Raw genomic sequence first — 24,148 nt, forward strand, 5'->3', positions numbered from 1 at the left:
CGCAACCGCTCCAGCTCGTCGCTCCCGCCGACCGGTGCGGTCCCTGCCCGGCGGGCGCGGGAGACCCAGCTCGCCAGGGTGGTCTCGTTGATCCCCAGGTCCTCGGCGACCTCGGCGATCGTCTTGCCGGTCTCCGTGACGATCCGTACGGCCCCCTCACGGAACTCCGGATCGAACTTCCGTCGCTTCTCCGCCATGACTCCCAACTTCCCCTGCAGCCACGGTCTTCACGCTACGAGGGGAGGGACAGTTCAGCGTCTATCCGGACGTGGCGCAGCCACGCATGCGCAAGGCGTGGGAGGCCTCCGATACCGAGATCTGCCTGTCCGAACAGTGGCCAAGCGACTGGTGCGCCAAGGCCGTTTCCATCGGACTGTCCGCATTCACAGACATGGAAGATCGAGAGCTCGCTGTACAGATGATCTCCTTCCCCGATGTGAAGACGGCAGCAGCCGCATTCAAGGGAGAAGGGACCGTAGACGAGGTCGGCAAGAACTCTCCAGGAGACGAGATCGACGTGTTCGAGATCGAAAAGCCCGACGGCAGCACAGCGCCGGCTGGTCGAGGCATCAACGTGCGGAAGGGGGCCGTTGTCGCCAAGATCCAGTACACGTGGGCGACGGGGGCTTCCGTCGAGCCGGGCGCGCTGATCTCGCTTACGAGGATGGTCGTCAAGCGCATCGAACAAGCACAGCACGGCGAGAATCCCACGGCGTCCGTCCAGTAGCCGACAAGCTCACACCTTCGGCAGAACGCGGGCTGGATTACGAACCGCGGGCTCCATGAGAAGGCTGCCCAATGTCGCGTACTCCGCTGCGAGTAGACATGGTGTCACCTCGGGTGCGGTGCCCGAGTCGCACAGCGAATAGCCCCCTCGACCTGGTAGTCCAACGGTCGTGCCGGAATGCGGCTCGCAGAAGCCCGAAAGATCGGACGAGTAGAGGATCCTCGGCTCCTGCGTTGAGGCGTGATCGTCGTCGACGATGTCGTGCGGCTTCATCGCTCCGACCCTGGTGGTCGTGGCTCACCACGACCACCATTGGAGCGGGGCTTCGGCTGCGGAACGTCGGTGTCGCCCCGAAGTCCGGGGAGGGAGATGTTGCCGAGGGAGTCGGGTGGAGAGGGCTGCCGACCGGCCGACCGTCTCCGCCTGGCGCGGGGGCCGGAGGCGGGCGAGGCCGGATCCGCTCGGGACGTGGTATACGGGGATTCGGGTGAAGGGGGCTGGAGGCCGTCCGGTCCTCCCCGCGGCCTGGCCCGGGCACCGTAGGCGGGCGGGACCCGATCCGCGCTTGATCGCAGAGCCTCGTACTGGGGCCTTCTGTGCGCCGGTGCCGCACGCAGGAGTAGGGCTCCGAGGTTCGGCCGGTAGGCGCTGGCATGGTCGTCCTGTGCCTGCCGTACTGCTTCCGGCATACGGCTGCGGTGCGCTCCGTCGGTCGGTGGATACAGCTCCGCCAAGGCTTCGGCGATCGAGTGGAGGAACATCGCGTCGAGGAAGGTGGGGTTCGACAGGTCGAATCCCCGGACGGCGGCCAAGTGGTGTTCCAGCGTGATGCGGACGTCGTCGACTGTCTCGTCCGGCGCGGATGCATCGAAGTAGGCACATGCGGTCAGCAGGGCTTGGCACAAGTCATTGTCAAGCCAGGGCAGGCCAGCACGCAGCGCTCGCGCGGCGTAGCGGTGCTCGTGTGCCAGCAGCACGCGGTAGGGCTCGCCCGGATCGGACCAGGCGCTGCTCCGCCGGAGCAGCGCGGACAACGCCCAAGTTTGAGCGATGGCGATCTTCAGCGGTCGGTTCCATTGGCCGGAGAACGTGGCGTCGATGCCCTCCGTGTCGGCGAGCCGCATCCGTGCCGGGCCGTCGGTCATCTGGCGGAGCGGCTCCTGGAGAAGGTGCGTCAGCTGGGAGGGGGTCGCCGTGGCGTCGGATGCCTGGACCTGCGCTGTGGTCCCGTCCTCATGGCGGGGACTGCGTGCGATACCCAGGAGGCTCACGTGCCCCGACCGGTCGCCGGTGACCCACTTGCGCAGGGCATTCCATTGCGCCGGCCGCGTTTCCAGCTCGTCGACCACCAGGAGGGTGGCCCGGTCCAGACGCGGCAGTACATCGTGCCAGTCGTGGCCTGGGCGGGGAGTGCGCGCCAGAAATCCCGCGTTCCAGCCCTTGCTCCGCACCATGTCGATGAGTTCGTGAGCCATGCGTGTCTTGCCGGAATGGGCGGCGCCGTGCAACAGCGCGACGCGGCCCTCCTGTAGCAGCAGGTGCTCAGCGAGGTTTTTTGCCCCGCCCACCGCCGGCTCCGACAGCGGGAGGAGCCGACGTGCTGGATCAAGGAGGGCGGCCGGGGTACGGGCCGGAGCCGGGGGTTGGACCAGGAGACCATCGAGCTTGACAGGGGCCACATGTGGGTCGCCGCCGTCACTGGCTATCCACGCGCGCAGCCTTCGATTCTCCAGCAGACGGGGGGCAGGCATGACAGCTAGGCGGCTGTCCTGACGGTCGTGCTGGAAGACCACCCCGATCACCAGGGAGCGGTCCTCGCTGTACAGAACGGTGCCCGACAGGCCGTCCGCTCGCCAGAGGCCAGTGGTCAGGTGCGTGTCTCCGTCGTCTCGCTCCAGCATGAAAACGCGCTGCCACGGCTCCCGTACGACGTCGATCACGCCCGTGACGGTCCGTGGCGCGGTGGTACCACGGCGCACTTCGAAGCCAGGAAAGCCCACGCCGGTCACCCGGTGGCGCCCGGGCAGGGTGTACTCGCCCCAACGCACAGGAGGCAGCGAGGAGAGGCCCTCGGCATCAGGGTTCAGCAGACGGAGCACCGCTGCGTCGAGACCTCGGTCCTGGCCTGCATCCGCAGGACGGCGTGAGTTCCAGACGACCTCCGCCTCATAGTCCTGCCCCGCATGGTCTGCGAGGAAGACCCGAGCCCGACGAGCTGTTTGCCGCCCCACGGTCAGTACATGAGCTACCGTCAGGATCAGGGTGCTGCTGATACGGAGCCCTGAGGCATGAATTCCCGCGCCCTCTGGCAGACACGGGCTCACCGCAACCACACGGTGCAGGTGCCCTTCCTTCCGTCCTCCTTGCACCTCAAATCCCCCGGTGGTGGTCTCCTGCCGCGGGATCGGGGCCAAAGGGCCCTGCCGTGCCGCGCGACGAGATCGGGACGTCGTTCGCCCTGAGGCACACCGTGATCCGCTGACTGCTGGTTGACCCCCGTTCACTTCGTCCGTCCGCCGTCACGACCCAAGCCTTCACCCCGCCGCCCGCAGAACCGCTCCGGCGCAGTTCCAGTGCAAACTCGAGCTGCACGCTCTCCGCGGTGAAACGGAGCGCGTGACCGTCCCCTTGCGCAGCGGCCCACTCGAGACCCCGTCGCACCGCCTCGATGGCCTCACCCAGTTCCAACGTGTTCTGACCGTCGTCCGTCAACAGATCTCCCGTCAGTTGTCACCCCGGTCACCACCTAGACGCGGGTGTAGTCCCGCACACCCCCGCCTGCCGCCGCCTTGGTGACGATAAGGTGACAGGAAGTCACCAAGACCACAAGTAGGCATGGACTATGGGACTTTTCGGGTTCTTCGCCTTCCAAACAGACAGACGGATCGGTCGCCTGGTCGTAAAGGGAAGCGCTTACGGTAAGGGAACTGCTCAACTGCCACTGGCGAGTGTGTCCAGGACGCCGAGCGCGAGACGCCTCTTCTCCCGGTGCACCACGTCGTCGGGGGCTCAGTGCGGTGGCCGTGACGCCGTTCGGCGTCATCGCGGCCTCACCCATGCGGACGTGCCGACGCAGGGGTCGGTCGTGCAACTCCCCACCGTACGACGCCGAGGAGACCGTCACACGGCCGCTGAACGAGCCCAAGCGCGAACACCTGGACGTGTGTGAGCAGGCGCTCCGGCGCTTCCGGAAGTCGGCCATCGTCGCTGGCGAGGCGCTAGAGGTCATCAGCCGCGGCCGCCTCCTCCGCGACACTCAAGCAACGTTCGTCGAGTACCTAGACGACGTGTGGGACAACCGCAAGTCACTGGCGTTCCGGCCTACGAGGCTTGGCCCGTCGCCGCTGCGCTGGCGATGAGCGAGAGGTCCTGGCCGCAAACCGAGAGCGGGTCGGTGGCGTGCAGGCCGTGCTCAACGGCGAGGTCGTCGAGGAGGTCGAGGAGGCGGCCCTCCCTCCCCTTTGCACTGTGAGGCAAGTTCCGTGACGAGGAGGGCGGCGGTGATGCCGTAGCCCGGGTGCTTGCAGCAGGCGTGGGCAGAGCGTGCAGCCCGGAAGGTCGGCACGCCCGCCGCCGCTGCCGAGGCGACCCGCCTAAATTCTCACCGGCCGACCTGGTCGCCGACCGCACCCGCAACGTCAACTGCCTCCGCGCCCAGCTCACCGGTGTCTCCCCCCGGCCCGGAAACGGCCCTGGATCCGAGGAAGCGGGCTGGCATCCCGGCCCGTGCGCGCTGTTTCGTGACCAAGTGCGATGGCGCGGGGGTGGCGGTCGACGTGCCCGGTCACGGAGACCCGCCGAACAACGAGGCATACAACCGGATCGCGACCGAAATCTAGGCTCGCGTGGAGGCCAGAGAAGCTCTGTCCGTAGGACCGATGCCCCCGCCCACCCGGCCGGACAAGCTCTCCGCTGTCAGGCGTCCCGCGGTGACCGACGTCCAGAAGGCGATCAGTGCGTCGGCCGTCTGCTCAGGGCGTTCCACCTGAGGGGAGTGGTCGGCGCCCTGGATGACCGCGCGGCTGGCGGCAAGGCGGGTGGCCATATCGGTCTGCCAGTCGACGGGCCAGGCGTAGTCGTCCGTGCCGGAGAGCACCAGTTTCGGAAGGGGAACGGCGGCCAGATCCGCCACACGGTCCGGTTCGGCAACCAGTCGGCGACCGGTCGCCGTGAGTTGCTCGGGGACTGTGTTCAGCCAGCGGCGGTGCAGAAAGTGCGCGATGTCGGGCGGGAGTTCAGCGTCTCGAGCCGCCTGCTTGCGGATCTCCTGCCACAGGGCCTCCTTGCTGAGGACCGGCAGCCAGTCGATAAGCAACTGCACTCTCTTCCGCTGGGCTGGCTGCACCGCGGCCGGGCCCGAACTCATCAGCGTGAGCGAGGCCCAGGGGTAGGGGGGCGCGCAGGAGAGGACCGCAGCTCGGGCGACGAGCCCTCCCATGGAGTGGCCCAGCAGATGCACGGACGGGTCCTCCAGCGCCGCCGTCCACGCGAGAACGTCGGCAGCCAGTTCGTCCTGGTCGTACGCGGACTCGTCCGCCGGGCCCTCGCTCTCGTGCTGGCCGCGGCCGTCGACGGCGACGGTTCTGTACCCGGCCGCGCTGAGCGGAGCCAGCAGCGGAAGGAAGTCCTCCTTGCTGCCGAGGAAACCGGGCACCATCAGCACGGTTCCGGCCCGCGGCACGTCGTTCGGCGGGGCACCGTCCAGTGCGGCGAACACACCGCGGTCGGTCTGAAGGCGGCGCGCGCGGGTGCGCGGGGGGAGGACGAGGCTCGGAGGGCGACTCATATGGGGGAGGTTACGGGAGCAGCGCGGGGAGTCCCGCCGGTGCAAACTCCTGTCGGAGACGGGCCAGGAAGGCGTCCACCGCGCGCAGGGTGCGGTGTGGGGTGAGGCTGGTGGCCAGGCGCCGTACGTAGTCGCGGGCGCGGCGGGAGTCGACGTACCGGAGGATGTCCAAGGCCCGGTGGCCGAGAGCGAGGGTCTGTTCCAGGTCGCGGGCCTTGAGGTGGGCGGTGGCAACGACGATAAGACGCATGCCCACCGAACGGGTGAAGGCGTTGGGAGGCATCGCGGATGCCTGTTCGTGCCAGGCGAGGCAGGCGCGGACGTCACCGAGGTCGCGGTGGATCTCGGCGGCATCCGCGGCCAGGCGGGGGTGGGTGAAGAAGTCGATCTACTCGGGAGCGCCATGGAGGCAGGGCTTGTCGAGCAGGCGTTCGGCGGCGATAAGTGCGGCGGTGACGGCACTGGCATCGCCCGCCCGCGCGTGCGCACGGGCCTCCACCAGCTTGGTGAACCTCACGACTCGGACGTGCGCGTGCCTGGCCGCGCCGAGTGCCGCATCAGTCAGAGCGAGGGCGTCGCTGGGACGGCCGTAGAGCGTGGAGTGCAGGGCGGCGGTAGTCAGAACGTACGCGGTCAGGTCGGGGTCGTTCGCCGTGCGAGCCCAGTACAGGGCCCGGTCGAAGTGGTGGCGCGCGGCCAAGTGCCGATTCGGTGTCCAGCGCCGCCCATCCGGCGAGGCGGGCCAACTCCGCGCCCACCATGCACAGTTCGTGCTGCCGGTCGTCGGTGAGCGGACGGCCCAGCAGTGGGCGTACCCACTGCTCCAGCAGGTGGGCCGCCGCCTGGGCTTGGGCGCTGCCGCCGCCATGGCGCGAGTCGGCGTGGCGGACGGCGGCGACGGCCCGGTGCAGGGCCGTCATCTCCTCCCGGCCGACCTCGCGGCGGCCCCACGGCACCGCGCCGGACAACGGAGCGGTCGGGGGCAGGGCTGCCTCCAGGGCACCATCTCCCGCTGCGGAGAGCACGTATCGGCGGTCCGGACAGTGCACGGTCGGCCTCCGCTCGCAGGTGAGGTGTGTGGTGATAGTCAGGCCGCCGTCGCCAGTTGGCCCGCCAGTCCCCGTACGTCGCGCAGGTAGTCCGCCACCGACGGTTCGCGGCGCCAGGGGGCCAGCGAGTCGGTATAGATCTTCAGATAGTCCAGGCCCCGCACGCTCTGGAGCCGGGCGAACAGCCGCAGGGACTCGTCGCCCAGCCGCAGCGACTGGTCCAGTTCCCCGGCCTGGGCATGCGCGGTCGCCAGGACGGAGAGCCGGATGCCGCGCGAGCGGGCATAGGCGTCACCCGGCATCGCGCCCAGGGCGTGCCAGGCGAACGTGGACCTGGGCTGCCCCAGGTCGCGGAAGATTTCCGTGGCGTCGGTGACGATCCGCTGGCGGGAGAAAAACTCGATCCAGGTGCGTTCCCCGCTGCCCTCTGCCGCGCCGCGCTCCTGGAGGCGCTCGGCCAGGGTCAGACAGGTGGCCGCCGCCCGCGCGTCCCGCTGCCGGGCATGCGCGCGGGCCTCGATCAGCTTGGCGAACCCCAGCACCCGGGGATCGGCGGCGGGGACGCGTTCGTAGGCGCCCTGGGCCATGTCGATGGCCTGCGATGTGAAGCCGCGCATCAGCGCCTGCATCGCCATGGTGCTCAACACGTACGAACCGAGGTGCACCTCGCTGCCCGCCTTCGCGAGCCGCAGCGCCTGGATAAAGTGGCGCTGCGCGATCTGGTGCTGGCCCGCGTCAAAGGCCGTCCAGCCGGCGAGCCGGGCCATCTCGGCGGTTACCGAGAACAGGTCGCGGCCGTCGCGCTCGGTGTAGCGCCCGCCGAGCAGCGGGGTGACCCGCTCGTAGAGATACGCCGTGAGGGAGGGGGACTTCCAGGTCGCCCCGCCAAAGCGGGAATCCCACAGCCGCGCGGAGTCGGCCGCGGCCCGCAGTTCCTGGATGTGCAGCGGTCCCACGGCGACGCGGCCGGAAGGCGGTGCGAGGGGCTCGGTCGGGTTGACCAGCCAGCGGGTCAAGGGCTCCGAGAAGGCCGAGATGACGAAGGGCGAGCTGGCGAGGAAGGTCCGCCGGTTCAAGGTGCTCCAATACAACGAGGCTTCGGTGATCGCGTCGCGCTGGCCCCTTGGGAAGCCCAGACCGAAGTCTTTGTCCAGATGGCCGGGCCGCTCCATGCCGACCTCCTCCAGCCTCACCGGTCGGCCCAGTCCCTCGGACAGGACCTCGCACAGATGACGGGGCACAGGCCAGCGCGGCCGTACCCCGCGCCGGCACCAGTTGGCTACCGACGTGTGCGTGTATTCGCTGGTGATTCCATGAGTCTGGCAGATGTGATTGAGGCGGTGGGCGAGTCTTTTGTGACTCATGCCTGATTCTTCGATCAGGCTTTCCAGTCGGACGTTTTGTTGCGGTCGGGATTTCTTCCCCGTTGCCACATCAGTCACGCGCGCCACCTCCTCCAAGAGCCGACCAACGCTCAACGCCAGCATAGCCGGAGGCAGTTGGAGTGAGCGTGGATGGCGATTCATGAGCCCCCTCATGAGCCCTGCCGACTGTTTGCGTTCGTTTGTTCTCCTGATGAAAAGCCCGCGAGAACGACGTGCAAGGTTCTCGGAGGAAGGACTGGAATGAAGGGAAGGAAGATGAACGGGTGGCGTGAGACGCGCGGCGGTACGCGAAGGAAAGGAGCGTGGAATTCCGGTCGCGCAGCGCTCTGGGCGCTGCGCGCGGCCCGGCTGACGGCAGCGCTGCTGTGCGCCTACGTGCCGCTGGCCGGACAGCTTCCGGCGCTGCTGCCGGACCCGCTGCTCAACGTCCTGGCCCTGCTCACCACGCTGCCCGTGCTGCTGCCGGGCGAGGGTGCAGGCACCGGGACGGAGGCGGGCCCCGGAAGACCGGGTGCGCGGTGCGGCAGCCCGGCGGAATGTAGGGGCACCCGGCGGGACCGCGTGCCCCCTCGAAGTAGCCGGTAACGTCCCCAGCTGCCGGCCCGCTGACGGGGACACCCGGCACCGCCCCAGCGCCAGCCCACACACACAACCCACCGCATTTGGCGGAACAAGCACGCTCAGAACGAGCGCCTGTGCGAGGTGGTGAACAGGGCGAAGAACGTTTTGATGCGGCACTAAGGGTCCTTGCAGAAAGATCGTGTTGTGGCACGGTGGAGATGTACGTGATCCCGTCTTTTGTGGGGTGTGACCATGGCGCGGCGGAAGCCGTGGGAGGTCAGGGACGAGTTGTGGGCGGTGATCGAGCCGCTGTTGCCGAAGCATGAACGGCGGTTCCGGTACCCGGGGCGCAAGCGGATCGATGACCGCAAGACGCTCCAAGGCGTTCTGTTCGTCCTTTACACAGGTGTCCAATGGGAGTTCCTGCCGAAGGAGTTGGGGTTCGGTTCCGGTCCTACCTGCTGGCGGCGGCTGGCCGAGTGGCAGGAGGCCGGTGTGTGGAAGGAGCTCCAGCGGGTGCTGCTGGACGGCTTGCGGGCGGCGGACCGTCTCGACTTCTCGCGCGCCACCATCGACGCCTCTCATGTGTAGGCCAAGCGGGGGCGAAGCAGCCCAAAAGTCGGCCCGAGGTTGACCGCGCCCGGCCGGGCTCGAAGCATCACGTGCTGACCGACGCCCGCGGCACTCCGCTGCGGGTGTCGCTGACCGGCGGTCACCGCCACGATGTCACCCAGCTGCTGCCGCTGGTCGACAGCCTCGGGCCGGTGCAGGGCAAGCGGGGCCGGCCCAGGCGCAAACCCCGCACGTCATACGCCGACCGCGGCTACGACATCTACCGCCGCCGACTGCGCGAGCGCGGCATCACACCGAAGATCGCCCGACGCGGCCAGCCACACGGCTCGGGCCTGAGCAAAGTCCGCTGGGTCGCCGAGTCCGCCATCGCCTGGCTCCACGGTCCCCGCCGCCTTGCGAACCCGCTGGGAAGCCCGAGACGACATGTACGACGCCTTCCTCCAACTCGCCCACTGCATGAGACTCGCCCGCAAGCACCCGGCTTTCTGCAAGCACCCCTTAGACGTCGTCTCATTTGGAGTACTGGGTAGTCTGCACCGTGTGGTGATGGTCGAACGCTTGGTGCCGGACGATTTGTGGGAGCTGTTCGAGCGGGTGGTCCCACCTGCCCCAACGCGGCCGCAGGGCGGCGGTCGGCGCCGGTACGGGGATCGCGAGGTGCTGGCCGCGATCATCTTCGTGGCCACGACAGGCTGCACCTGGCGACAGCTGCCGCCCGTCTTCGGCCCCTCGGGGCCGACCGCACACCGGCGCTTCACCGAGTGGACCGCCGCCCGTGTCTGGGCGAAGCTGCACCGCCTCATCCTCGACGAGCTGGGCTCGCGCGGAGACCTGGACTGGTCGCGCTGCGCCATCGACTCCGTGAACATGCGGGCCCTGAAAGGGGGGACCTGACAGGTCCGAATCCTGTCGACCGGGGCAAGAAGGGCTCGAAGGTCCACTTGATCACCGAGCGGACCGGTTTACCCCTCTCGATCGGGATCTCCGGCGCGAACCTGCACGACAGCCAGGCGCTCGAGCCGCTCGTGCGCGGCATCCCGCCGATCCGATCGCGCCGCGGCCCACGCAGACGACGGCCCGCCAAGCTGCACGCGGACAAGGGCTACGACTACGACCACCTGCGCCGATGGCTACGCAAGCGCGGCATCCGGCACCGCATCGCACGCAAGGGCATCGAGTCCTCCACCCGGCTGGGCCGGCACCGCTGGACGATCGAGCGCACGATGTCCTGGCTGGCAGGCTGCCGCCGTTTGCACCGCCGCTACGAACGCAAGGCCGAGCACTTCCTGGCCTTCACCGCCATCGCCTGCAGCCTCATCTGCTACCGCAGACTCACCAAATGAGACGATGTCTTAAGGAAGGACTGCCAGCAGCGGTCGACGTCCGCCGCGCTGGCGCCGGTGCCCGACCACCACAGCCAGACCGGCTTGTTCACCCCGCCGGACGGCAGCTTCTCCACGGCCAGGCGGATGACGGTGCCCTCGATGAGGGGAAGGGGTCCGTGGTACTCGATCCAGGCCGCCCGCCGGGTGAGCCTTGGGTGCAGCCGGTCCCATGCCCGCGCGACCGCCTTGCCGTGGAGGCGGGTGTAGGTGACCGTCACGGCCTGCTCGATGCCCCAGGTGGAGGGGTCCCCGAAGACAATCACCGCCATGCTTCTCTGGATGGACCTGGCCGTGGCCGCCATCAGCCTTCCGCCCGGCGTGATCTTGGACGGCGAGGCGGTGGTGTACCTCTCCGACGCCGACGGCAACGCGCGGATCAGCTTCGAGGCGGCGCAGTCCCGCTCTCCAGGCCCCGCCGGGCCCGGGAGCTCGCCGACCGGCACCCCGCGACGTACGTAACTGGAGTACGCACGGGTTCCTGGGCGGACACCAGGAGGGTGATCGGGCGAAGTCAGCAGGTGGGAGACCCGTGTTCGAGGCATCCCTCAAAGGTGTGAGATTCCTGCAATCACTCGCAGATTCCGCGAGTGGCCTTCGTAATCTGCGGATTCATGGGGGAATCTGAAACCGTTCCCTGGCCCCTGGACGTGACGCGGTCGGTCTGGCGGAAGTCTTCTCTCTCCACACCTACCGGAGCCGTTCGGGCCAGACGGATGAGCGGTCGTACTTCTTCGACACGCTCGCGGAGTACCAGTGGGCGCGGGACGCGGCCGCGCTGATGCCCTCGTCGATCGACCAGATGGTCAAGCCGGTGATCGAGTTGTGCGAGTGCGAGCACTACGAGGTCGTGCCGTGGCAACTCACGCCGGCAGCGTTGGACCGGTACGTCGCCGGGCCGGGGAAGTGGGCCCGACGACGGTCCTCGCGAAGCCGCACCCGGTGCGCGCCGGTAGCCGCACCACCGTGAGGGTGGTCGCGCACCGGGGGCTGGCGAGCGTCCTGGGCGGCGCTTTTGCGCCGTGCTTTTAGCGGCACTGCAGTCCTCCCGAACCATGGGTAAGGAAGATGCCGCGTGCAGGGTCACTCGTGGGCGCCCAACAGGAGTTGGTGCGCAAGGCGTAGGCCTCCCGCGGCGAGGCCGCCCCCGCGGTCCTGGCCGGGACGGTGGCCCGCCGCTCGAGCCGGCCGGCACTCCTCGGGGCTGTGTCCGCGCTGCCCGTACGGGCAGCGCGGACACAGCCCTGCATCTCGTCAGGGAGGCGCACGGTGAGCTGGGCACCGGCTTCAGGCCGTCCGCGGCCTTCCCTGACGCCTCCGGCATGGTGGCCCCAACCGAGGTGTACACCGCCGCCGGGGCCCATATGCCTCCTGCCCGCACAGCAGTTCGCAGCCCTGGCCGAAGAAACCGCAGCCCGCCTTGTCCGCGTCCGCTGGGCGAGGAGCTGTCGCGGCGCTGTGCGTGCTGTACGCGGGCGTTGCCCGGCCCTGCGCTAGAAGGTCAGGTTCCAGGCATCGATCTTGCCTGTGTCGGAGGTGGCGTTGTCGTTGACGCGCAGCTTCCAGGTACCGTTCGCAACCTCTGATGAGGCGTTCACGGTGTAGGTCTGGGCGATGTTGTCGGCGCTGCCGCCGGCGTGGTTGTGCAGCGTGTAGACGGTGCCGTCCGGCGCCACCAGGTCGACTTTCAGGTCACCGATGTAGGTGTGCTTGATGTCCACGCCCACCTTGAGGGTGGCCGAGGCGTTGCCAGTCGCACCGGTTACGGCGATCGGGCTCTCCACGGTCGCGTTGTCGTTGATGGCGAAGTCCGCGAGGTTCTCGAAGTACTTGCCGGGCGGCGGGGTGGCGCCGACGGCCTTGAGGGCGTCGACCTGTCCCTCGCCGAAGAACCCGTTGTTGGCCGTAGTGCCCGTGCAGCGGCTGTCCGAGGGGCAGGCGATGTCATTGGCCTGGGTGGCCAGCCTGGCGCGGAGCTGCGCCGGGGTGATGCCCGGGTTGGCGCTGGCGATGAGCGCCGCCACGCCTGCCACGTGCGGGGTGGCCATCGAGGTGCCGCTCTTGCTGCCGTAGCCGCCGCCGGGGACGGTGGAGTACACGTTGCTGCCCGGCGCCGCGACGTCGATGACACCCTGCCCGTAGTTGGAGAACGAGGCTTTGGTGACGCCCGTGCCGTTGGCCGCGACCGTGACCACACCGGGCAGTTCGGTCGGGATGTCGAGGCAGGCGTTGGTGATGGTGCGGGTGACCGGCGTCGAGTCGTTCGGGCTCGCGGAGTCGGTCGTCTTGTGGGCGAGGTCGTAGTTCTCATTGCCCGCGGCGGCGATCTGGAGGGAGCCCTTGCCTTCGGCGTACTCCTGGGCGCGCTTGACGCCCTCGATGATGGCGGCCTGGTCGGTGTTGTCCGGGCAGTTGAACTGCCACGGGTCCGTGTAATAGCTGTTGTTGGTGATCTTGAAGCCGTGGTCACCGGCCCAGACGAAGCCGCAGATGGTGTTCTCGGCGAAGAAGAAGGATTTGCCCGGCTCGGCGACCCGGACCGCGGCGATCTTCACCCCGGGGGCCACGCCGACGACGCCCTTGCCGTTCTTGGCCGCGGCGACGGTGCCCGCTACGTGGGTGCCGTGCGTGTCGACGTCCCGCCAGGCGCCGGCACGGGTGTCGGGCTTGCCGTAGGCGCAGGAGACCGAGTCGGCCGCATCGAAGTTGGGCGCCAAGTCCTGGTGCTGGTCGTCCACGCCAGTGTCCAGGATGCCTACCGTGACGGAGGCGGAGCCCGGGTTCACGGCCCATGCCTGGTCGGCCTTGATCTGGCTCATGTCGGCCCGGACCGGTTCTCCGGCGGGGGCCGAGGCCTGGGCCGGATTGGGCGGGAGTGCCGGGTTGTAGGCGTCGGCCGGGACGTCCGAGGTGCGCGTGGCGCCGACCTGCTGCACGCCGGCGACGCCGCGCATGGTGGCGGCAAATCCGCTGGACGCCGAGTGGGCGACGATCACGCCGATGGCGTCGAAGTCCGAGAAGACAGTGCCGCCGTTGGCCGTGATCGCCGAGCGGACCGCCGAACTGTCACCGGGGGCGGTGATCACGAGGTAGGCACGCGTCCCGGCCACCCAGATCGCACTCTGGGATGCCAGCATGGCGGCAGGAGCGTGGGCCTTGGCGGCCGGCGCGGTGGCGGGGACGACGGGGAGCGTGCCCGCGAGGGCTCCCGGGGCGCCGAACGCGAGGGCGGCACCGATCGTGGCCGCCAGCACCAGTGTGCGTCTAGGGCGGCTGGATATGTGGGGTATCAATGCGTCCTCCGGAAACGGCCCGGCCGTGCTGAGGGCACCGGCCGGGCCGTACGAAACGAGTGGTGGATGCAAGATGTCAGGTGCATGCTCCTGTACGGAAGTACCTTTCCGTGCAGGGACGTTATAGAGGCATGGCTGAAAATAGACGTACTCCGGGCATCGAGGGTCGGGATCCACCGAGAGCTCGGCGACGTCGACCGCGCCCTGGGGCGTTGTCACGTTGTTGGGTGGGTAGGGCCTGACGGTGTGTCGAGGCATGGTCCAGTCGGGCTCGGGGCCTGTTGCTCAGGCCGCTGCGGGTCGGCCGGTTATCTGGTCCCAGATCGCGAAGCGGATGGTCATCTCGGTTCGGCAGCCGGGAGCGGTCATCAGGTGACGGCGAGGCCGGAAATGGGGTGAGATGCCGCTGAACGCGGACAAGAACCGCTGGGCCGCGCCGGTACTGCGGAAGCCTTTCATCATCGCGTTCGCGCTGCCGCGTTGGCTAGTGGCTGTTCTCGGCCCGGTTGTTCAGGCCCTTGTGGGAGCGGTGCTCCACCGAGGGCATGACCTCGCGGTGGGCCGCGCCGTAGGAGCGGAGCTTGTCGGTGATGACCACCCGGGGCACCGCACCCGTGTTTCTTCAGCAGGCGGCGGAAGAAGCGCCTGGCCGCGGCGGTGTCCCGCCGGTTCTGCACGAGGATGTCCAGGACGTTGCCGTCCTGGTCGACGGCCCGCCACAGGTACTTCTGCTCACCGTTGATCTTGACGAAGACCTCGTCCAAGCCGCCCGTACGACGACTCCGAAGCCGCCTCCACCACCTTCGGCCTGCCCATGCGCACCGACGACTGGGGCCAGACGGATGTCTCCGACAACCGCTGTACCACCTACGGCCGCGCCTACAACACAGACCCCTACGACTCCACCGGCGCCCAGCGCTGGACCGTCCTGCCCGACCAGGTCAAGCACTATGCGGTGGGCTGCTCCAGCATCGCCGACAGCAACCAGGACGGCTACGCCACCACCTTGTACGACGGCGCCACGACCGTGGCCGCGAACAAGCCGGTCGACGGCAACCCCACCGAGGCCCGCGTCTACACCAAGTCCGGCAGCTATCGCTCGACGTGGTCCGGCTACGACAAGGCCGGCCGTGTGGTGTGGACCGAGGACGGCCTGCACAACCGCACCACCACCACCTACAGCCCGGCCAACACCTGGCCCCTGAACGGCGTCACCACCACCACGCCCGATCCGGACGGCGCCGCCTCTGCTCGCACCGGTTTGACCTCCACCGTGTGGACCTCCCGCTTCTGGGGCATCCCGACCACGGTCAAGGACGCCAACGGCCACTCCACCACGGTCACCCTGGACTCCGCCGGCCGTGTCGTGGAGGTGTGGAAGCCGACCGAGACCGGCAGCTCGCCGTCGATGACGTACAGCTACACCGTGCCCACGTCGACCAACGGCTCCGGGGTCCCGGACGCGGTCGACGGCTACCCGCACACGACCTCCCGTGTGCTGCAGTCCGGCAGCACCTACCTGACCTCCCATTCCTACACGGATGCCCTCGGCAGAGCACGGGAGACGCAGACCCCGCTGCCGGACGCCACTCTCTGGCCGACTGGGCAGGTGGTCCCGTACCGGCAGGTGGCGGTCACCCGTTACGACTCGGCAGGCCAGGTCACCGGCACCTCAGCGGTCTTCCGCAACCAGGGAACCGCCGGCTCCGGAGGCCCCTCCAGTCCCGAGGTCGCCGACCTGCCCTCCTACACCGACCTGGTCCTGGACTGGGCGGGCCGCACCGTGATCTCCCGCATTCAGGTAAACGGGGCCACCCAGGCCGAAGGCAAGGTCACCACCACCTACAACGGCGACCACACCATCGTCCAGCCCGCTGTGGGCACCCCTGTCGACACCTACACCGACATCTTCGGCCAGGTCTCCAAAGTCGTCGAACACAGCGGCAGCGCCACCTACACCACGTCCTACGGCTACACCGACAAGGGCGAGCTGAAGCAGATCACCGACACCCGCGGAAACAACACCCTCCACACCTACGGCTGGGCCGGGCAGCGTCTCACCGTCGACGATCCGGACGCGGGCACCTCGACCACGGAGTACGACGCCAACGGACAGATCAGCAAAACCACCAGCAACGGCGGCAAGACCGTCCTGAACTACGGATACGACAACCTCGGCCGCAAGACATCCGTCGCCAGCGGTGCGGACGAACTCGCCGCCTGGACCTGGGACGGCCTGAGCGTCACCAACGGCAAGGGCCAGATCACCTCCACCACCAGCCGCGACACATCCGGCAACACCTACACCACCAGCACCGGCTCCTTCGACACCCGCGGCCGCGCACTGAGCAGAACCGTCACCGTCCCCGCCACCGTCAGCGGCCTGGCGGGGACCTACACGACCGCGTTCGCCTACGACGCCGCCGACCACGTCACCAAGGTGACCTACCCGGCCGCGGGCGGCCTTGCTGCGGAGACGGTGACCACCACCTACGACACCTACGGCCGAACGGACCGCCTGACCAGCACCCTCGGTACGGCCGTCTACATCGACGACACCGCCTACGACTCCTACGACCGCCTCACCGGGCGCACCTACGGCGCGGACTTCGACGGCAACGGCATCAACGCCCAGCGCTCCTACAGCTACGACGACAGCAACGGCACCCGCTGGCTCAAGAGCATCGCGACGACCACCAACATCAACGAACTCATCACCGAGAAGCAGAAGGACACCTACACCTACGACCTGGCCGGCCGGATCACCGAACTGCGAGAGGAGGCCACCGGCCAGACCGCCCAATCACAGTGCTTCCGCTACGGCGACCAGAGCCGCCTGACCAGCGCCTTCACCCACACCACCGCGGGCATCTGCGCGAACACCGCACAGACCACCACCAACGACCAGGGCACCGCCCCTTACCAGACCGCCTACACCTACGACCGCATGGGCAACCTCCAGTCGGTCACCGACACCAACACCGCCGGCACTGCAGCGACTACCTCTACCCCGGCTACGACGACGCCGGCACCTGGACCACCGCCAACGCCAACTGGCCCCACGGCGTCCGCAAGATCCTTCACAAGACCGGCAGCACCACCACCCGCACGGACACCGTCACCTACGACGACGACGGCACGATGCTCAAGCGCATCGAACAGCCCGCCACCGGCACGGCAACGACCGTCGGACTACACCTGGACCAAACTGGCCCAGCTGGCAACGGTCAAGACCACCAAGTCCAGCGGCAGCGAACTGACCCGCTACGCCTACGACGCCGACGGCAACCTCCTCGTCCGCACCACACCCAGCGAAACCATCGCCTCCCTCGGCGGCACGGAACTGTGCACTGACGGCACCACGGTCACCGCGACCCGCCACTACACCAGCGGCACCGCCACCGTCGCCATGCGCACTACCGAAGGCACCACCGCCGCCAACGGCAAGATCACCTACCTGATGGGCGACACCCAGGCCTCCACCCAGATCGCCGTCGACGCCACCACCGGCACCTCCACCCGCCGCCGCTACACCCCCTTCGGCGACGAACGCAGCGGCACCCTGCCCACCGGCACCGACAACGGCTTCCTTGGCAAGACCGAAGACACCAGCACCGGACTGTCCATGCTGGGCGCGAGAGCGTACGACCCCCGCCTCGGACGCTTCCTCAGCCCCGACCCCCTCAGCACGCCGTACGACCCGCAGAACCTCTCCGCCTACAGCTACAGCGGCAACGACCCCATCAATTACGCCGACCCCACTGGTCTGATCCGGGCCGAATGCGAGGGCACTGGATGGCAGGAGTGCGGGCCCGGAAAAATTAACGACGGCGGGGATGGCACCGATCCTCTGCCGGTGGTCACGGATTTGGGAGACGGCGAGGCGCCAAGCGCTCCGACGGACCTGGTCAACAACTACCTGGGAGACGACCAAGACGCACCCACCGTCGGGCAGATGCAGGCCGCCGGAACCTACATGCCGCACGTCAGCCCCGAGCTGAACTACGAGCTCTACTTCCGCGAGCGCTGCGGTAGAGACGGCATGGGCACCGACATGACGTGCACGAACTTCCGCAAGCACTACGACGGCTGGGCGCACGTAAAGAGCATCCCTGGGGACTCCTGCCCGATATGCGGGAACATAGGATTCCTCGCCATCGTCGAGTACGCACTCGGACGCGGCGGGAAGCTCGGAAAGGCATGCCCGAACAGCTTCCTTCCCGAAGCCGGCGTCCGTATGGCCGACGGATCCGTCAAGGAAATCGGTGACATCGAGGTCGGGGACAAAGTCCTCGCCACCGACCCGGAAACAGGGACGACCGAAGCGCGCACCGTATTCGCCACCATCATCACCAAGGAAGACAAGGACTTCACCGGCCTCACGGTGAACAAATGGACGTAGGTGAGCGTCAACGGCGAGAGCCGTCTGGCGCAGCACTTCCCGGCGGCGCAGCAACGCGGCTGGTCCCGGGCGGCGTCGAGGCCGCGCGTGCAGCACTGGCAGGTGGTGCGGAGCTGGTTGAGCCAGGTACGGATGTCCTTGGCGGTGAGCTTGGCGAGCTTCTTCCGTCCGAGGCCGGGGATGAGGTACAGCCGGGCGACGGCGGTGTAACGGGTGTGGGTGTTCTCGCGGAGCTGGTGGACGGCGACATTCTCCAGCCAGTACCTCAGGTACATGGCCACACTGCCCTGCGCAGACGGAGTGGGGACGCCGCGATTACTGGCGGCGATTTTCTCGGTGAGCTTGGCCAGAGCTTCCTTCCGGGTGGTGCCGTAGACGCGGATGCGCTTGCGGGTGTCGCCGGGGGCGAGGACGTATCCGGCGGCCTCCCAGCGGCTGTCCTTGCGCTGGTAGACGGTCCCGTCGCCGTTGGCACGGCTGCGGCGGGAAGCGGGGGTGTCGCGGGGTGTGGTCATCAGGCGGCTTCCTGGTCGAGGCGGGCGCGGATGAAGTCGGCGAGGGCGTGGGCGGGGATGCGGCGGGCGCGGCCGAGGGTGAACGAGGCGAGCTGGCGGGTGCGGAGCAGGTCGTAGACGGCGGAGCGGCCGAGCTGGAGGCGGGCCATGACCTGGGGAACCGTCAGCAGGTCCAGCGCTGGCTCTGTCTCCGGGTGGAGGACGGTGGGTGGGGGCGAGGTCATCAGCAGCCCCCTTCGGCGATGAACCGGCGTTTCAGCGCTCTGCGGTGCCAGACGGCGGCAGCCAGGAGTGCGGCGCCGGGGCTATAGCCCGAGCCGAGGTAGGCCCAGTGCCCGACGACGAGCGTGGTGTCCAGGGCAAGCTCGGGCAGGCCGGCGTGGACGTGGGCCTGTTGGGTGCGCCAGGCGCGGCGGGCGTCGCGCAGCGCGCCGAGGGTGGTGGAGTAGCGGCGGGACTTGGTGGAGAAGTGGCCCCGGAAGCCGAGCATGTGTGCCCACTTCCAGAGCTTGAGGTCGGCGGCCTCGGGCAACTTGCCCAGCTCCCAGCAGGTGCGGATCATCTGCCGCACGTGGCGGGCGACGGCGAGCCGGGGCAGGGGCCGGGACTGTCCGGTTCCGTCGCACGCAGTGCAGGTGAGCGGGGTTCCGTGGGGCAGGAGAGTGGCGCCGCGTCCCTGGCAGGGTCGGCAGAACAGGGAGCGGTCGAGGGTGCCGGAGGCGTCGGCGGACTTGGTGGCGTACTTCGCTACGTAGGCGGCCACGGCCTGATCGGTGATTTCACCGTCAGCGCCGAAGGCGGCGATCTCGCGTACGTCGAGTTGTTCGCCCCAGGCGAGTTCGCGTTCCCCGACCGCGTCCGACCCGACCGTGACACGAACCCGTGCGGCGGCGGCGCGTACGGCGTCGGCGAGCAGGGCGACGGTGGCGGGGGCTGGCTGGTGCCGTCGGGGCCGTCGAGTCGGATGACGGCGTGGAAGTGGACCAGGCCGCGCTGCTGGTACTCGGCGACCTTGGCGAAGGAGACCCGCAGGACCGCGTGGGCGGCTTTCTGGGTCATGCCGAGCTGGGCGGCGATCTCGCGGCGCAGGTAGGTGGTGAAGCGTGCCCACAAGGCTCCGGCGTGGGCGTTGAAGAGAACCGCGCCCTCGTAGTCGTACGTCCCGGGGTTCGGCGGCGTCCCGATCAGGGCGTCTGTGGGTTCGTGGAGCTTGCGGCAGCGGCAGGGCCGGATGCCGCCGCCGGGGGTGGTGGGGCGGTTGTGGACGGGGCCGAAGGACGGCGGGGTGAGGGTGGCGAAGACGCGGGGGTGAGTGCGGACGGTGTCGGGGACAGTCTTGCCGCCGGAGAGGCCGGCGTGGATGAGGTGGTAGGTGTCGGCGGCGTAGATGCGGGAGCAGGCCGGGCAGCGAGAGGCGCGGCGGTTGCCGCACGCGGTGAGCAGACTGCCCGTGGGCTCGTCGGAGAAGGTGTAGGAGCGCAGTACCTCGCCAGTCGTGGTGTCGACGGTGGCGGTGTGACCGGTGAGGCGGACGGGTTCGGTGCAGCCGCCGAGGCGTTCGATCTGTGCTGTGCGCGGTCGAAGTCGGGGTGGTTGACCAGGTGGAGCAGGTCCCGCACGGCGGGGCTTGCCACGGGGCGCAGGTCCAGGGTGACCATTCGGGGCGTGTCCCTTCTGTCGGTGCGGGGGCCCCGAGCAGCAACCAGCCGGATCTGTGGGCGTGTTGGTGCTGCTCGGGGCATGACGAACCAGGCCCATTGAGTGGGCGTGGATTTCGAGGGAGGGGTGTTCCGGCCGAGGCCGGGGTGGCTCAGAGCTGAGCGAGGGCGGCGGTGGCCACCGGCAGGGCGACGCCCATGCGGGTTGCGAGCTGGGCGGCGGTGACCGGTGTTCCGAGCTCGGCGTGGTGGGTGTCCGCGATGCGCCGGGCCGCACTCAGCAGGGCGGCGGGCAGGGCCGGGCGGGTGCCGGTGGCAGGCGCCTTGGTGATGGCCGGGGCGGGGGCGGAGTCGGGTACCTCGATCACGGTAGGCACTTCGGCCAGGGTCGGCGCAGGTGTCGTGGCGGGGTCTGGCTCAGGGGCCGGGGCCGCCGTCTCGGGAGCGGGCGCCGAGGTGGGCACCGGCTCAGCGATGGGTGCGGGTGCTGGGGCAGATGTGGTGGTGTCCTCCAGATGTGCGGTGGCGTGGAAGTGGGCGAGGAAGGTGGGGCCGACGTGGCCCCAGCCGAGGAGCAGGAGCGGGCCGACGGTATCCAGGCAGGCCCGTCCGTAGCGTCCGGTCAGCAGGGGTTCGGCGGTGTTCAGCGCGAGGGTGAGCAGCCCGCACAGGTGCAGCAGTCGGGTGCCGGCCTTCAGGTCGTGCTCGGGGACGCCGCGCAGGGCCAGGAAGCGCAGGGCTACCAGGAGTCCGACGACGGACAGGTCCACCATGGGCGCGATCAGCGGAGCGATCGGGCGCGGGACGCCGAGCCGCAGGGCGAGCGCCCAGACGTTGCCGAAGGAGAAGACGAAGGCCAGGGCCGCAATGACCGCCATGACCAAGGTCACGGTGTGCCGGGTGAACCGTTCCTCCGCCATCGGCGGAACCTCCTCTCTCAAGATATGCAGGTCAGGGGTGTTCAGGGCCTGGCCAGGGAGACGGCCGGACCGTCCGGGCCGTCGTCGTCGGGGTTCGTGTGGCCGGTGGTGTCGAGGAGGGTGTCCAGGCACAGGGCGGGGTCGGCGGTCAGGTGGGAGGTGGCTTCCGCGATGCGGGCAGCGTCGGCGTCGGAGACATAGGGGGTGCGGATGCGGGTGAAGCCGGGGCGGCCCTGCATCGCCATCACCGCGACCCCGACGTAGGCGGGGTCCTGCAAGGTGACCGGGCTGGCATCGGGCCAGTTGCGGATGTCGTCACCCAGCGCGGCCACCGCGGCTTCCACCGTCTTCTGCGCGAACGACAGCCCCACCGGGCACACGTCGCGGATGAACGTCGGGATGGCATCGCCCGTGGTCTTCTGGCTGATCAGGATGGTCAGGATGCCGACGCTGCGGCCCTTCTTGACCAAGTCCTCCACCAGCCGGGCGTTCTCCGCCGTCAGCGCGGCCAAACGTTTCGTCTCAGCGTCACTGCCCTTGTACTCGCGGAAGAACGTGTGCGCCTCATCGATGAGCACCACGGTGAGCGGCCATAGCCGAGAGGGGCCGACGTGCCACATGTTCTTCACGCCCAGCACGTCACGGATCACCGAGGACCGCCGCCGACGCAGCGCCACCAGGCGCTTGAACAGAGCGTTGGCCTCGTCCAGGTCGTCACCGCAGAACGCGAACATCCGCTTGACCAGGTCGGCGTAGTCGCCCTCTTCGGCTCGCGACACCTTCCCGTCGAAGCCCACGAACCGCACGGCCGCCGACGGCGCGAGGTCACAGACGAACTTGTTGATCCCCGAGGTCTTGCCCGCGCCGGGTGTGCCGGCCACCGTCACCCCGGGCACGTTTGCCAGAGACACGCAGACGGGTGCGGCGTACTCGTCCACTCCCAGTTCCCAGCGCGCCACGTCCTCCGGCGGGCGGCCAGTGGGCCGGTGCTTGGTCGGCGTGGTCAACGGGTCGGAGCGCACGCCTCGGATCACCACCTTGCCGGGGCCGTCCGGCAGGACGGACACCCGCGTGCACCGCCAGGCGTCCGCCAGGAAGCGTGCCGCCTTCTGGTACTCCTCCAGCCCGACCTGCGGCAGGGTCCTGGCCCGGACGATCACACCGAACTGGTCCGGCGTGACCTTGATCCTCGGAGTCAGTACCCGAGGCGCGGGGGCAGGACCGTCCTTCTGTGCGGTGATCTGCGCGAGCAGAACCGGTGTCTTGTCGGTGACCGTCAACCCGGCCATCCGAGCCAGCCGCACCCAGCCCCAGCGAACCCGCACGGCCTGCCGCATGCTGACCCGCGTGCCCCGGTCGGCCCGCACGTAGCGCACCACGACCAGCATCAGCGTCACACTGACCGGCACGGCCGCGACCAGCAGCGCATCCGGTCCGAAATCCGTCACGGCTTCCATGTCAGTCCCCCTTGGTTTCGGATATCAGGCGGAGGACGTCGGCCAGGTCCAGCCCGGCCGCATCCGCCGGGGTCAGGCCGAGCCGTCCGAGTACCGCGCCGGAGGCGGAGAACGTCGCCTTGCCCTCAGTGCCCGGCAGAGGCCGCAGCACATGCAGCTCACGCTGCGGCCCCTGGCTGTCGGGGCCGGTCACTGGGCGGCCTCCGTCCCGACCAGCTCCAGGCGGTTGGCGCGGTAGGCGACGCCGTCGGAGAGCTGACCGTTGAAGATCCGCGCCCACGGGGTGGCGAACAGCTCCACCGGCCGCACCATCACGCCCGGCTTCAGCCCGGCCGCCAGGCCCGTCTCCGGGACCGTGATCTTCAGGACCTCAGCCCGGCCGTCCTCCATGAGCATCACGGTCACGGTGTACAGCGATGCGCCGGTCTCCCGGTCGGTGGCGACCTCCCCGGTCTGCTGGTCCTTGATCTTCAGCACCGGCTCGGTGCCCGCGATGCACACCGCAGACGGCAGCAGAGCGACACGGATTCTGGCCATGCCATCACATCCCTTGAATCGGCGCTGTCACGTTGGTGAGCCGGGTGGGATGATCTTCTGGTTGATCGTGCTGGAGGGGGCTGTCCGTGGTGACCGTGTCGCTGTCGTACAAGGGGCACCGGTACCCGGTCGAGGTCATTTCCCACTGCGTGTGGCTGTACTTCCGCTTCCCGCTGTCGTTCCGCGAGGTCGAGGAGCTGATGCTCGAGCGCGGGATCGTCGTCTCGTACGAGACGGTGCGTCGCTGGTGCGCCAAGTTCGGGCAGCGGTACGCGGGCGCGCTGCGCCGGCGGCAGCCCCGGCCTGGTGACAAATGGCACCTGGACGAGGTCTTCATCAAGATCAATGGAGAACAGAAGTACCTGTGGCGGGCCGTCGACCAGGACGGCACCGTCCTGGACATCCTCGTGCAGAACCGACGCGACAAGGCTGCGGCCAGGCGGTTCTTCCGCCGCCTGATGAAGAAGACGCACGCGGTGCCGCGGGTGATCGTCACCGACAAGCTCCGCTCCTACGGCGCCGCCCACCGCGAGGTCATGCCCTCCGTCGAGCACCGCCAGTCGAAGTACCTCAACAACCGGGCCGAGAACAGCCACCAGCCCACCAGACAGCGTGACCGGGCGATAAAGGGCTTCCGCTCCGTGGGCGGGGCCCAGCGGTTCCTGTCCGCGTTCAGCGGTATCTCGCCCCACTTCCGGCCCCGCCGACACCTGATGACCGCTGCCGCCCACCGAGCCGAGATGAGCATCCGCTTCGCAATCTGGGAGCAGATCACCGGCGTCGCCGGCCTCGCCAACGCTGCCTGGGCACAGCCCGGAACCGAGCTGCACCACGCCGCGACGCCAACGGCCACCTCAGCCCCAACGAATACGAACACCGACACCGCACCGCTAAACTCACGCT

At 68.9% G+C, this 24,148-nt stretch carries 19 protein-coding genes and 6 pseudogenes; 8 read left to right on the plus strand and 17 right to left on the minus strand.

Annotated features, from left to right (window positions below; genetic code table 11):
* Window positions 1-197: transposase (locus ACFY9I_RS40900; RefSeq protein ID WP_391012195.1), on the minus strand; the 197-nt coding region annotated here is incomplete at its 3' end.
* Between the two features lie 71 nt (window positions 198-268).
* On the opposite strand from ACFY9I_RS40900, the gene ACFY9I_RS40905 reads away from it, so the two are divergent.
* Window positions 269-727, plus strand: a complete 459-nt coding sequence (locus ACFY9I_RS40905) for a hypothetical protein (protein WP_391012197.1) — start codon at window positions 269-271, stop codon at window positions 725-727.
* A gap of 269 nt (window positions 728-996) precedes the next feature.
* Here ACFY9I_RS40905 and ACFY9I_RS40910 read toward each other — a convergent pair whose 3' ends face one another.
* Window positions 997-3,096: a trypsin-like peptidase domain-containing protein gene (locus ACFY9I_RS40910; RefSeq protein WP_391012200.1), complete on the minus strand. Its 2,100-nt coding sequence runs from the start codon at window positions 3,094-3,096 to the stop codon at window positions 997-999.
* A 1-nt stretch (window position 3,097) separates the two neighbouring features.
* Window positions 3,098-3,439: a trypco2 family protein gene (locus ACFY9I_RS40915; protein ID WP_391012202.1), complete on the minus strand. Its 342-nt coding sequence runs from the start codon at window positions 3,437-3,439 to the stop codon at window positions 3,098-3,100.
* Between the two features lie 305 nt (window positions 3,440-3,744).
* On the opposite strand from ACFY9I_RS40915, the gene ACFY9I_RS40920 reads away from it, so the two are divergent.
* The gene (locus ACFY9I_RS40920; protein ID WP_391012252.1) at window positions 3,745-4,086 is read left to right on the plus strand and encodes a hypothetical protein; all 342 of its coding nucleotides are present in this window, start codon (window positions 3,745-3,747) and stop codon (window positions 4,084-4,086) included.
* 476 nt (window positions 4,087-4,562) lie between these two features.
* Here ACFY9I_RS40920 and ACFY9I_RS40925 read toward each other — a convergent pair whose 3' ends face one another.
* From ACFY9I_RS40925 to ACFY9I_RS40940, 4 genes are all read right to left on the minus strand, one after another.
* Complete coding sequence (locus ACFY9I_RS40925; protein WP_391012205.1) at window positions 4,563-5,513, minus strand: alpha/beta fold hydrolase; 951 nt, start codon at window positions 5,511-5,513, stop codon at window positions 4,563-4,565.
* Window positions 5,514-5,523: 10 nt separating this feature from the next.
* Complete coding sequence (locus tag ACFY9I_RS40930; RefSeq protein ID WP_391012208.1) at window positions 5,524-5,796, minus strand: hypothetical protein; 273 nt, start codon at window positions 5,794-5,796, stop codon at window positions 5,524-5,526.
* 105 nt (window positions 5,797-5,901) lie between these two features.
* Complete coding sequence (locus tag ACFY9I_RS40935; protein WP_391012211.1) at window positions 5,902-6,213, minus strand: hypothetical protein; 312 nt, start codon at window positions 6,211-6,213, stop codon at window positions 5,902-5,904.
* 387 nt (window positions 6,214-6,600) lie between these two features.
* Entirely contained in the window at window positions 6,601-7,926 is a 1,326-nt protein-coding gene (locus ACFY9I_RS40940) for a sporulation protein (protein WP_391012214.1), read from the minus strand.
* A 276-nt stretch (window positions 7,927-8,202) separates the two neighbouring features.
* Here ACFY9I_RS40940 and ACFY9I_RS40945 point away from each other — a divergent pair, with 276 nt between their 5' ends.
* The 3 genes and pseudogenes from ACFY9I_RS40945 (at window position 8,203) to ACFY9I_RS40955 (ending at window position 10,424) form a co-directional block, all read left to right on the plus strand.
* Window positions 8,203-8,532, plus strand: coding sequence for a hypothetical protein (locus tag ACFY9I_RS40945; protein WP_391012217.1), 330 nt, complete (start codon window positions 8,203-8,205; stop codon window positions 8,530-8,532).
* Window positions 8,533-8,760: 228 nt separating this feature from the next.
* Window positions 8,761-9,528: pseudogene (locus tag ACFY9I_RS40950) on the plus strand (IS5 family transposase); the annotation flags it as partial.
* 99 nt (window positions 9,529-9,627) lie between these two features.
* Window positions 9,628-10,424, plus strand: a protein-coding gene (locus ACFY9I_RS40955) for an IS5 family transposase (RefSeq protein WP_391012247.1) whose coding sequence is annotated in 2 segments (ribosomal slippage) — window positions 9,628-9,963 and window positions 9,966-10,424 — 795 coding nt in all. Because the reading frame shifts where the segments join, the coding sequence is not laid out codon by codon here.
* A gap of 8 nt (window positions 10,425-10,432) precedes the next feature.
* On the opposite strand, the pseudogene ACFY9I_RS40960 reads toward ACFY9I_RS40955, so the two are convergent.
* A pseudogene (locus ACFY9I_RS40960) lies at window positions 10,433-10,745 on the minus strand (transposase); the annotation flags it as partial.
* On the opposite strand from ACFY9I_RS40960, the gene ACFY9I_RS40965 reads away from it, so the two are divergent.
* Window positions 10,734-10,925, plus strand: a complete 192-nt coding sequence (locus ACFY9I_RS40965; RefSeq protein WP_391012255.1) for a hypothetical protein — start codon at window positions 10,734-10,736, stop codon at window positions 10,923-10,925. The pseudogene ACFY9I_RS40960 and the gene ACFY9I_RS40965 overlap by 12 nt on opposite strands.
* Before the next feature lie 1,031 nt (window positions 10,926-11,956).
* On the opposite strand, the gene ACFY9I_RS40970 is transcribed toward ACFY9I_RS40965, so the two are convergent.
* Together ACFY9I_RS40970 and ACFY9I_RS40975 are read right to left on the minus strand one after the other, a co-directional pair.
* The gene (locus tag ACFY9I_RS40970) at window positions 11,957-13,717 is read right to left on the minus strand and encodes a S8 family serine peptidase (RefSeq protein WP_391012219.1); all 1,761 of its coding nucleotides are present in this window, start codon (window positions 13,715-13,717) and stop codon (window positions 11,957-11,959) included.
* 324 nt (window positions 13,718-14,041) lie between these two features.
* Window positions 14,042-14,520: pseudogene (locus tag ACFY9I_RS40975) on the minus strand (IS6 family transposase); the annotation flags it as partial.
* A gap of 2,696 nt (window positions 14,521-17,216) precedes the next feature.
* Here ACFY9I_RS40975 and ACFY9I_RS40980 point away from each other — a divergent pair.
* The gene (locus ACFY9I_RS40980; protein WP_391012249.1) at window positions 17,217-18,158 is read left to right on the plus strand and encodes an RHS repeat-associated core domain-containing protein; all 942 of its coding nucleotides are present in this window, start codon (window positions 17,217-17,219) and stop codon (window positions 18,156-18,158) included.
* On the opposite strand, the pseudogene ACFY9I_RS40985 reads toward ACFY9I_RS40980, so the two are convergent.
* From ACFY9I_RS40985 to ACFY9I_RS41015, 7 genes and pseudogenes are all read right to left on the minus strand, one after another.
* A pseudogene (locus tag ACFY9I_RS40985) lies at window positions 18,149-18,673 on the minus strand (N-terminal phage integrase SAM-like domain-containing protein); the annotation flags it as partial. The gene ACFY9I_RS40980 and the pseudogene ACFY9I_RS40985 overlap by 10 nt on opposite strands.
* Window positions 18,673-18,897, minus strand: coding sequence for a helix-turn-helix domain-containing protein (locus tag ACFY9I_RS40990; protein WP_391012222.1), 225 nt, complete (start codon window positions 18,895-18,897; stop codon window positions 18,673-18,675). The pseudogene ACFY9I_RS40985 and the gene ACFY9I_RS40990, both read right to left, overlap by 1 nt.
* Window positions 18,897-20,331, minus strand: a pseudogene (locus ACFY9I_RS40995) (replication initiator). Before ACFY9I_RS40995 ends, ACFY9I_RS40990 begins: the two are co-directional and overlap by 1 nt.
* Before the next feature lie 152 nt (window positions 20,332-20,483).
* Window positions 20,484-21,251, minus strand: a complete 768-nt coding sequence (locus ACFY9I_RS41000; protein WP_391012225.1) for a DUF2637 domain-containing protein — start codon at window positions 21,249-21,251, stop codon at window positions 20,484-20,486.
* A gap of 41 nt (window positions 21,252-21,292) precedes the next feature.
* Window positions 21,293-22,708, minus strand: a complete 1,416-nt coding sequence (locus tag ACFY9I_RS41005) for an FtsK/SpoIIIE domain-containing protein (RefSeq protein ID WP_391012227.1) — start codon at window positions 22,706-22,708, stop codon at window positions 21,293-21,295.
* 1 nt (window position 22,709) lies between these two features.
* Window positions 22,710-22,901, minus strand: a complete 192-nt coding sequence (locus ACFY9I_RS41010; RefSeq protein ID WP_391012230.1) for a hypothetical protein — start codon at window positions 22,899-22,901, stop codon at window positions 22,710-22,712.
* Window positions 22,898-23,245 carry a hypothetical protein gene (locus tag ACFY9I_RS41015; RefSeq protein WP_391012233.1) on the minus strand — a complete coding sequence of 116 codons (348 nt, stop codon included), beginning with the start codon at window positions 23,243-23,245 and terminating at the stop codon, window positions 22,898-22,900. Before ACFY9I_RS41015 ends, ACFY9I_RS41010 begins: the two co-directional genes overlap by 4 nt.
* 86 nt (window positions 23,246-23,331) lie before the next feature.
* Here ACFY9I_RS41015 and ACFY9I_RS41020 point away from each other — a divergent pair.
* Window positions 23,332-24,018, plus strand: a pseudogene (locus ACFY9I_RS41020) (IS6 family transposase); the annotation flags it as partial.
* Window positions 24,019-24,148 lie beyond the last annotated feature (130 nt).

The organism is Streptomyces sp. NPDC012510, from assembly GCF_042955065.1.
In the GTDB taxonomy this organism is placed as follows: domain Bacteria; phylum Actinomycetota; class Actinomycetes; order Streptomycetales; family Streptomycetaceae; genus Streptomyces.

What these genes read in the sequence shown, in the direction of transcription:
- ACFY9I_RS40925 (WP_391012205.1), bottom strand. Translation starts at nt 5,513, where the DNA reads ATGAGTCGCCCTCCGAGCCTCGTCCTCCCCCCGCGCACCCGCGCGCGC.
- ACFY9I_RS40930 (WP_391012208.1), bottom strand. Translation starts at nt 5,796, where the DNA reads ATGCCTCCCAACGCCTTCACCCGTTCGGTGGGCATGCGTCTTATCGTC.
- ACFY9I_RS41005 (WP_391012227.1), bottom strand. Translation starts at nt 22,708, where the DNA reads ATGGAAGCCGTGACGGATTTCGGACCGGATGCGCTGCTGGTCGCGGCC.
- ACFY9I_RS40945 (WP_391012217.1), top strand. Translation starts at nt 8,203, where the DNA reads ATGAACGGGTGGCGTGAGACGCGCGGCGGTACGCGAAGGAAAGGAGCG.
- ACFY9I_RS41000 (WP_391012225.1), bottom strand. Translation starts at nt 21,251, where the DNA reads ATGGCGGAGGAACGGTTCACCCGGCACACCGTGACCTTGGTCATGGCG.
- ACFY9I_RS40980 (WP_391012249.1), top strand. Translation starts at nt 17,217, where the DNA reads ATGGGCGACACCCAGGCCTCCACCCAGATCGCCGTCGACGCCACCACC.
- ACFY9I_RS40940 (WP_391012214.1), bottom strand. Translation starts at nt 7,926, where the DNA reads ATGAGTCACAAAAGACTCGCCCACCGCCTCAATCACATCTGCCAGACT.
- ACFY9I_RS40990 (WP_391012222.1), bottom strand. Translation starts at nt 18,897, where the DNA reads ATGACCTCGCCCCCACCCACCGTCCTCCACCCGGAGACAGAGCCAGCG.
- ACFY9I_RS40965 (WP_391012255.1), top strand. Translation starts at nt 10,734, where the DNA reads ATGCTTCTCTGGATGGACCTGGCCGTGGCCGCCATCAGCCTTCCGCCC.
- ACFY9I_RS41015 (WP_391012233.1), bottom strand. Translation starts at nt 23,245, where the DNA reads ATGGCCAGAATCCGTGTCGCTCTGCTGCCGTCTGCGGTGTGCATCGCG.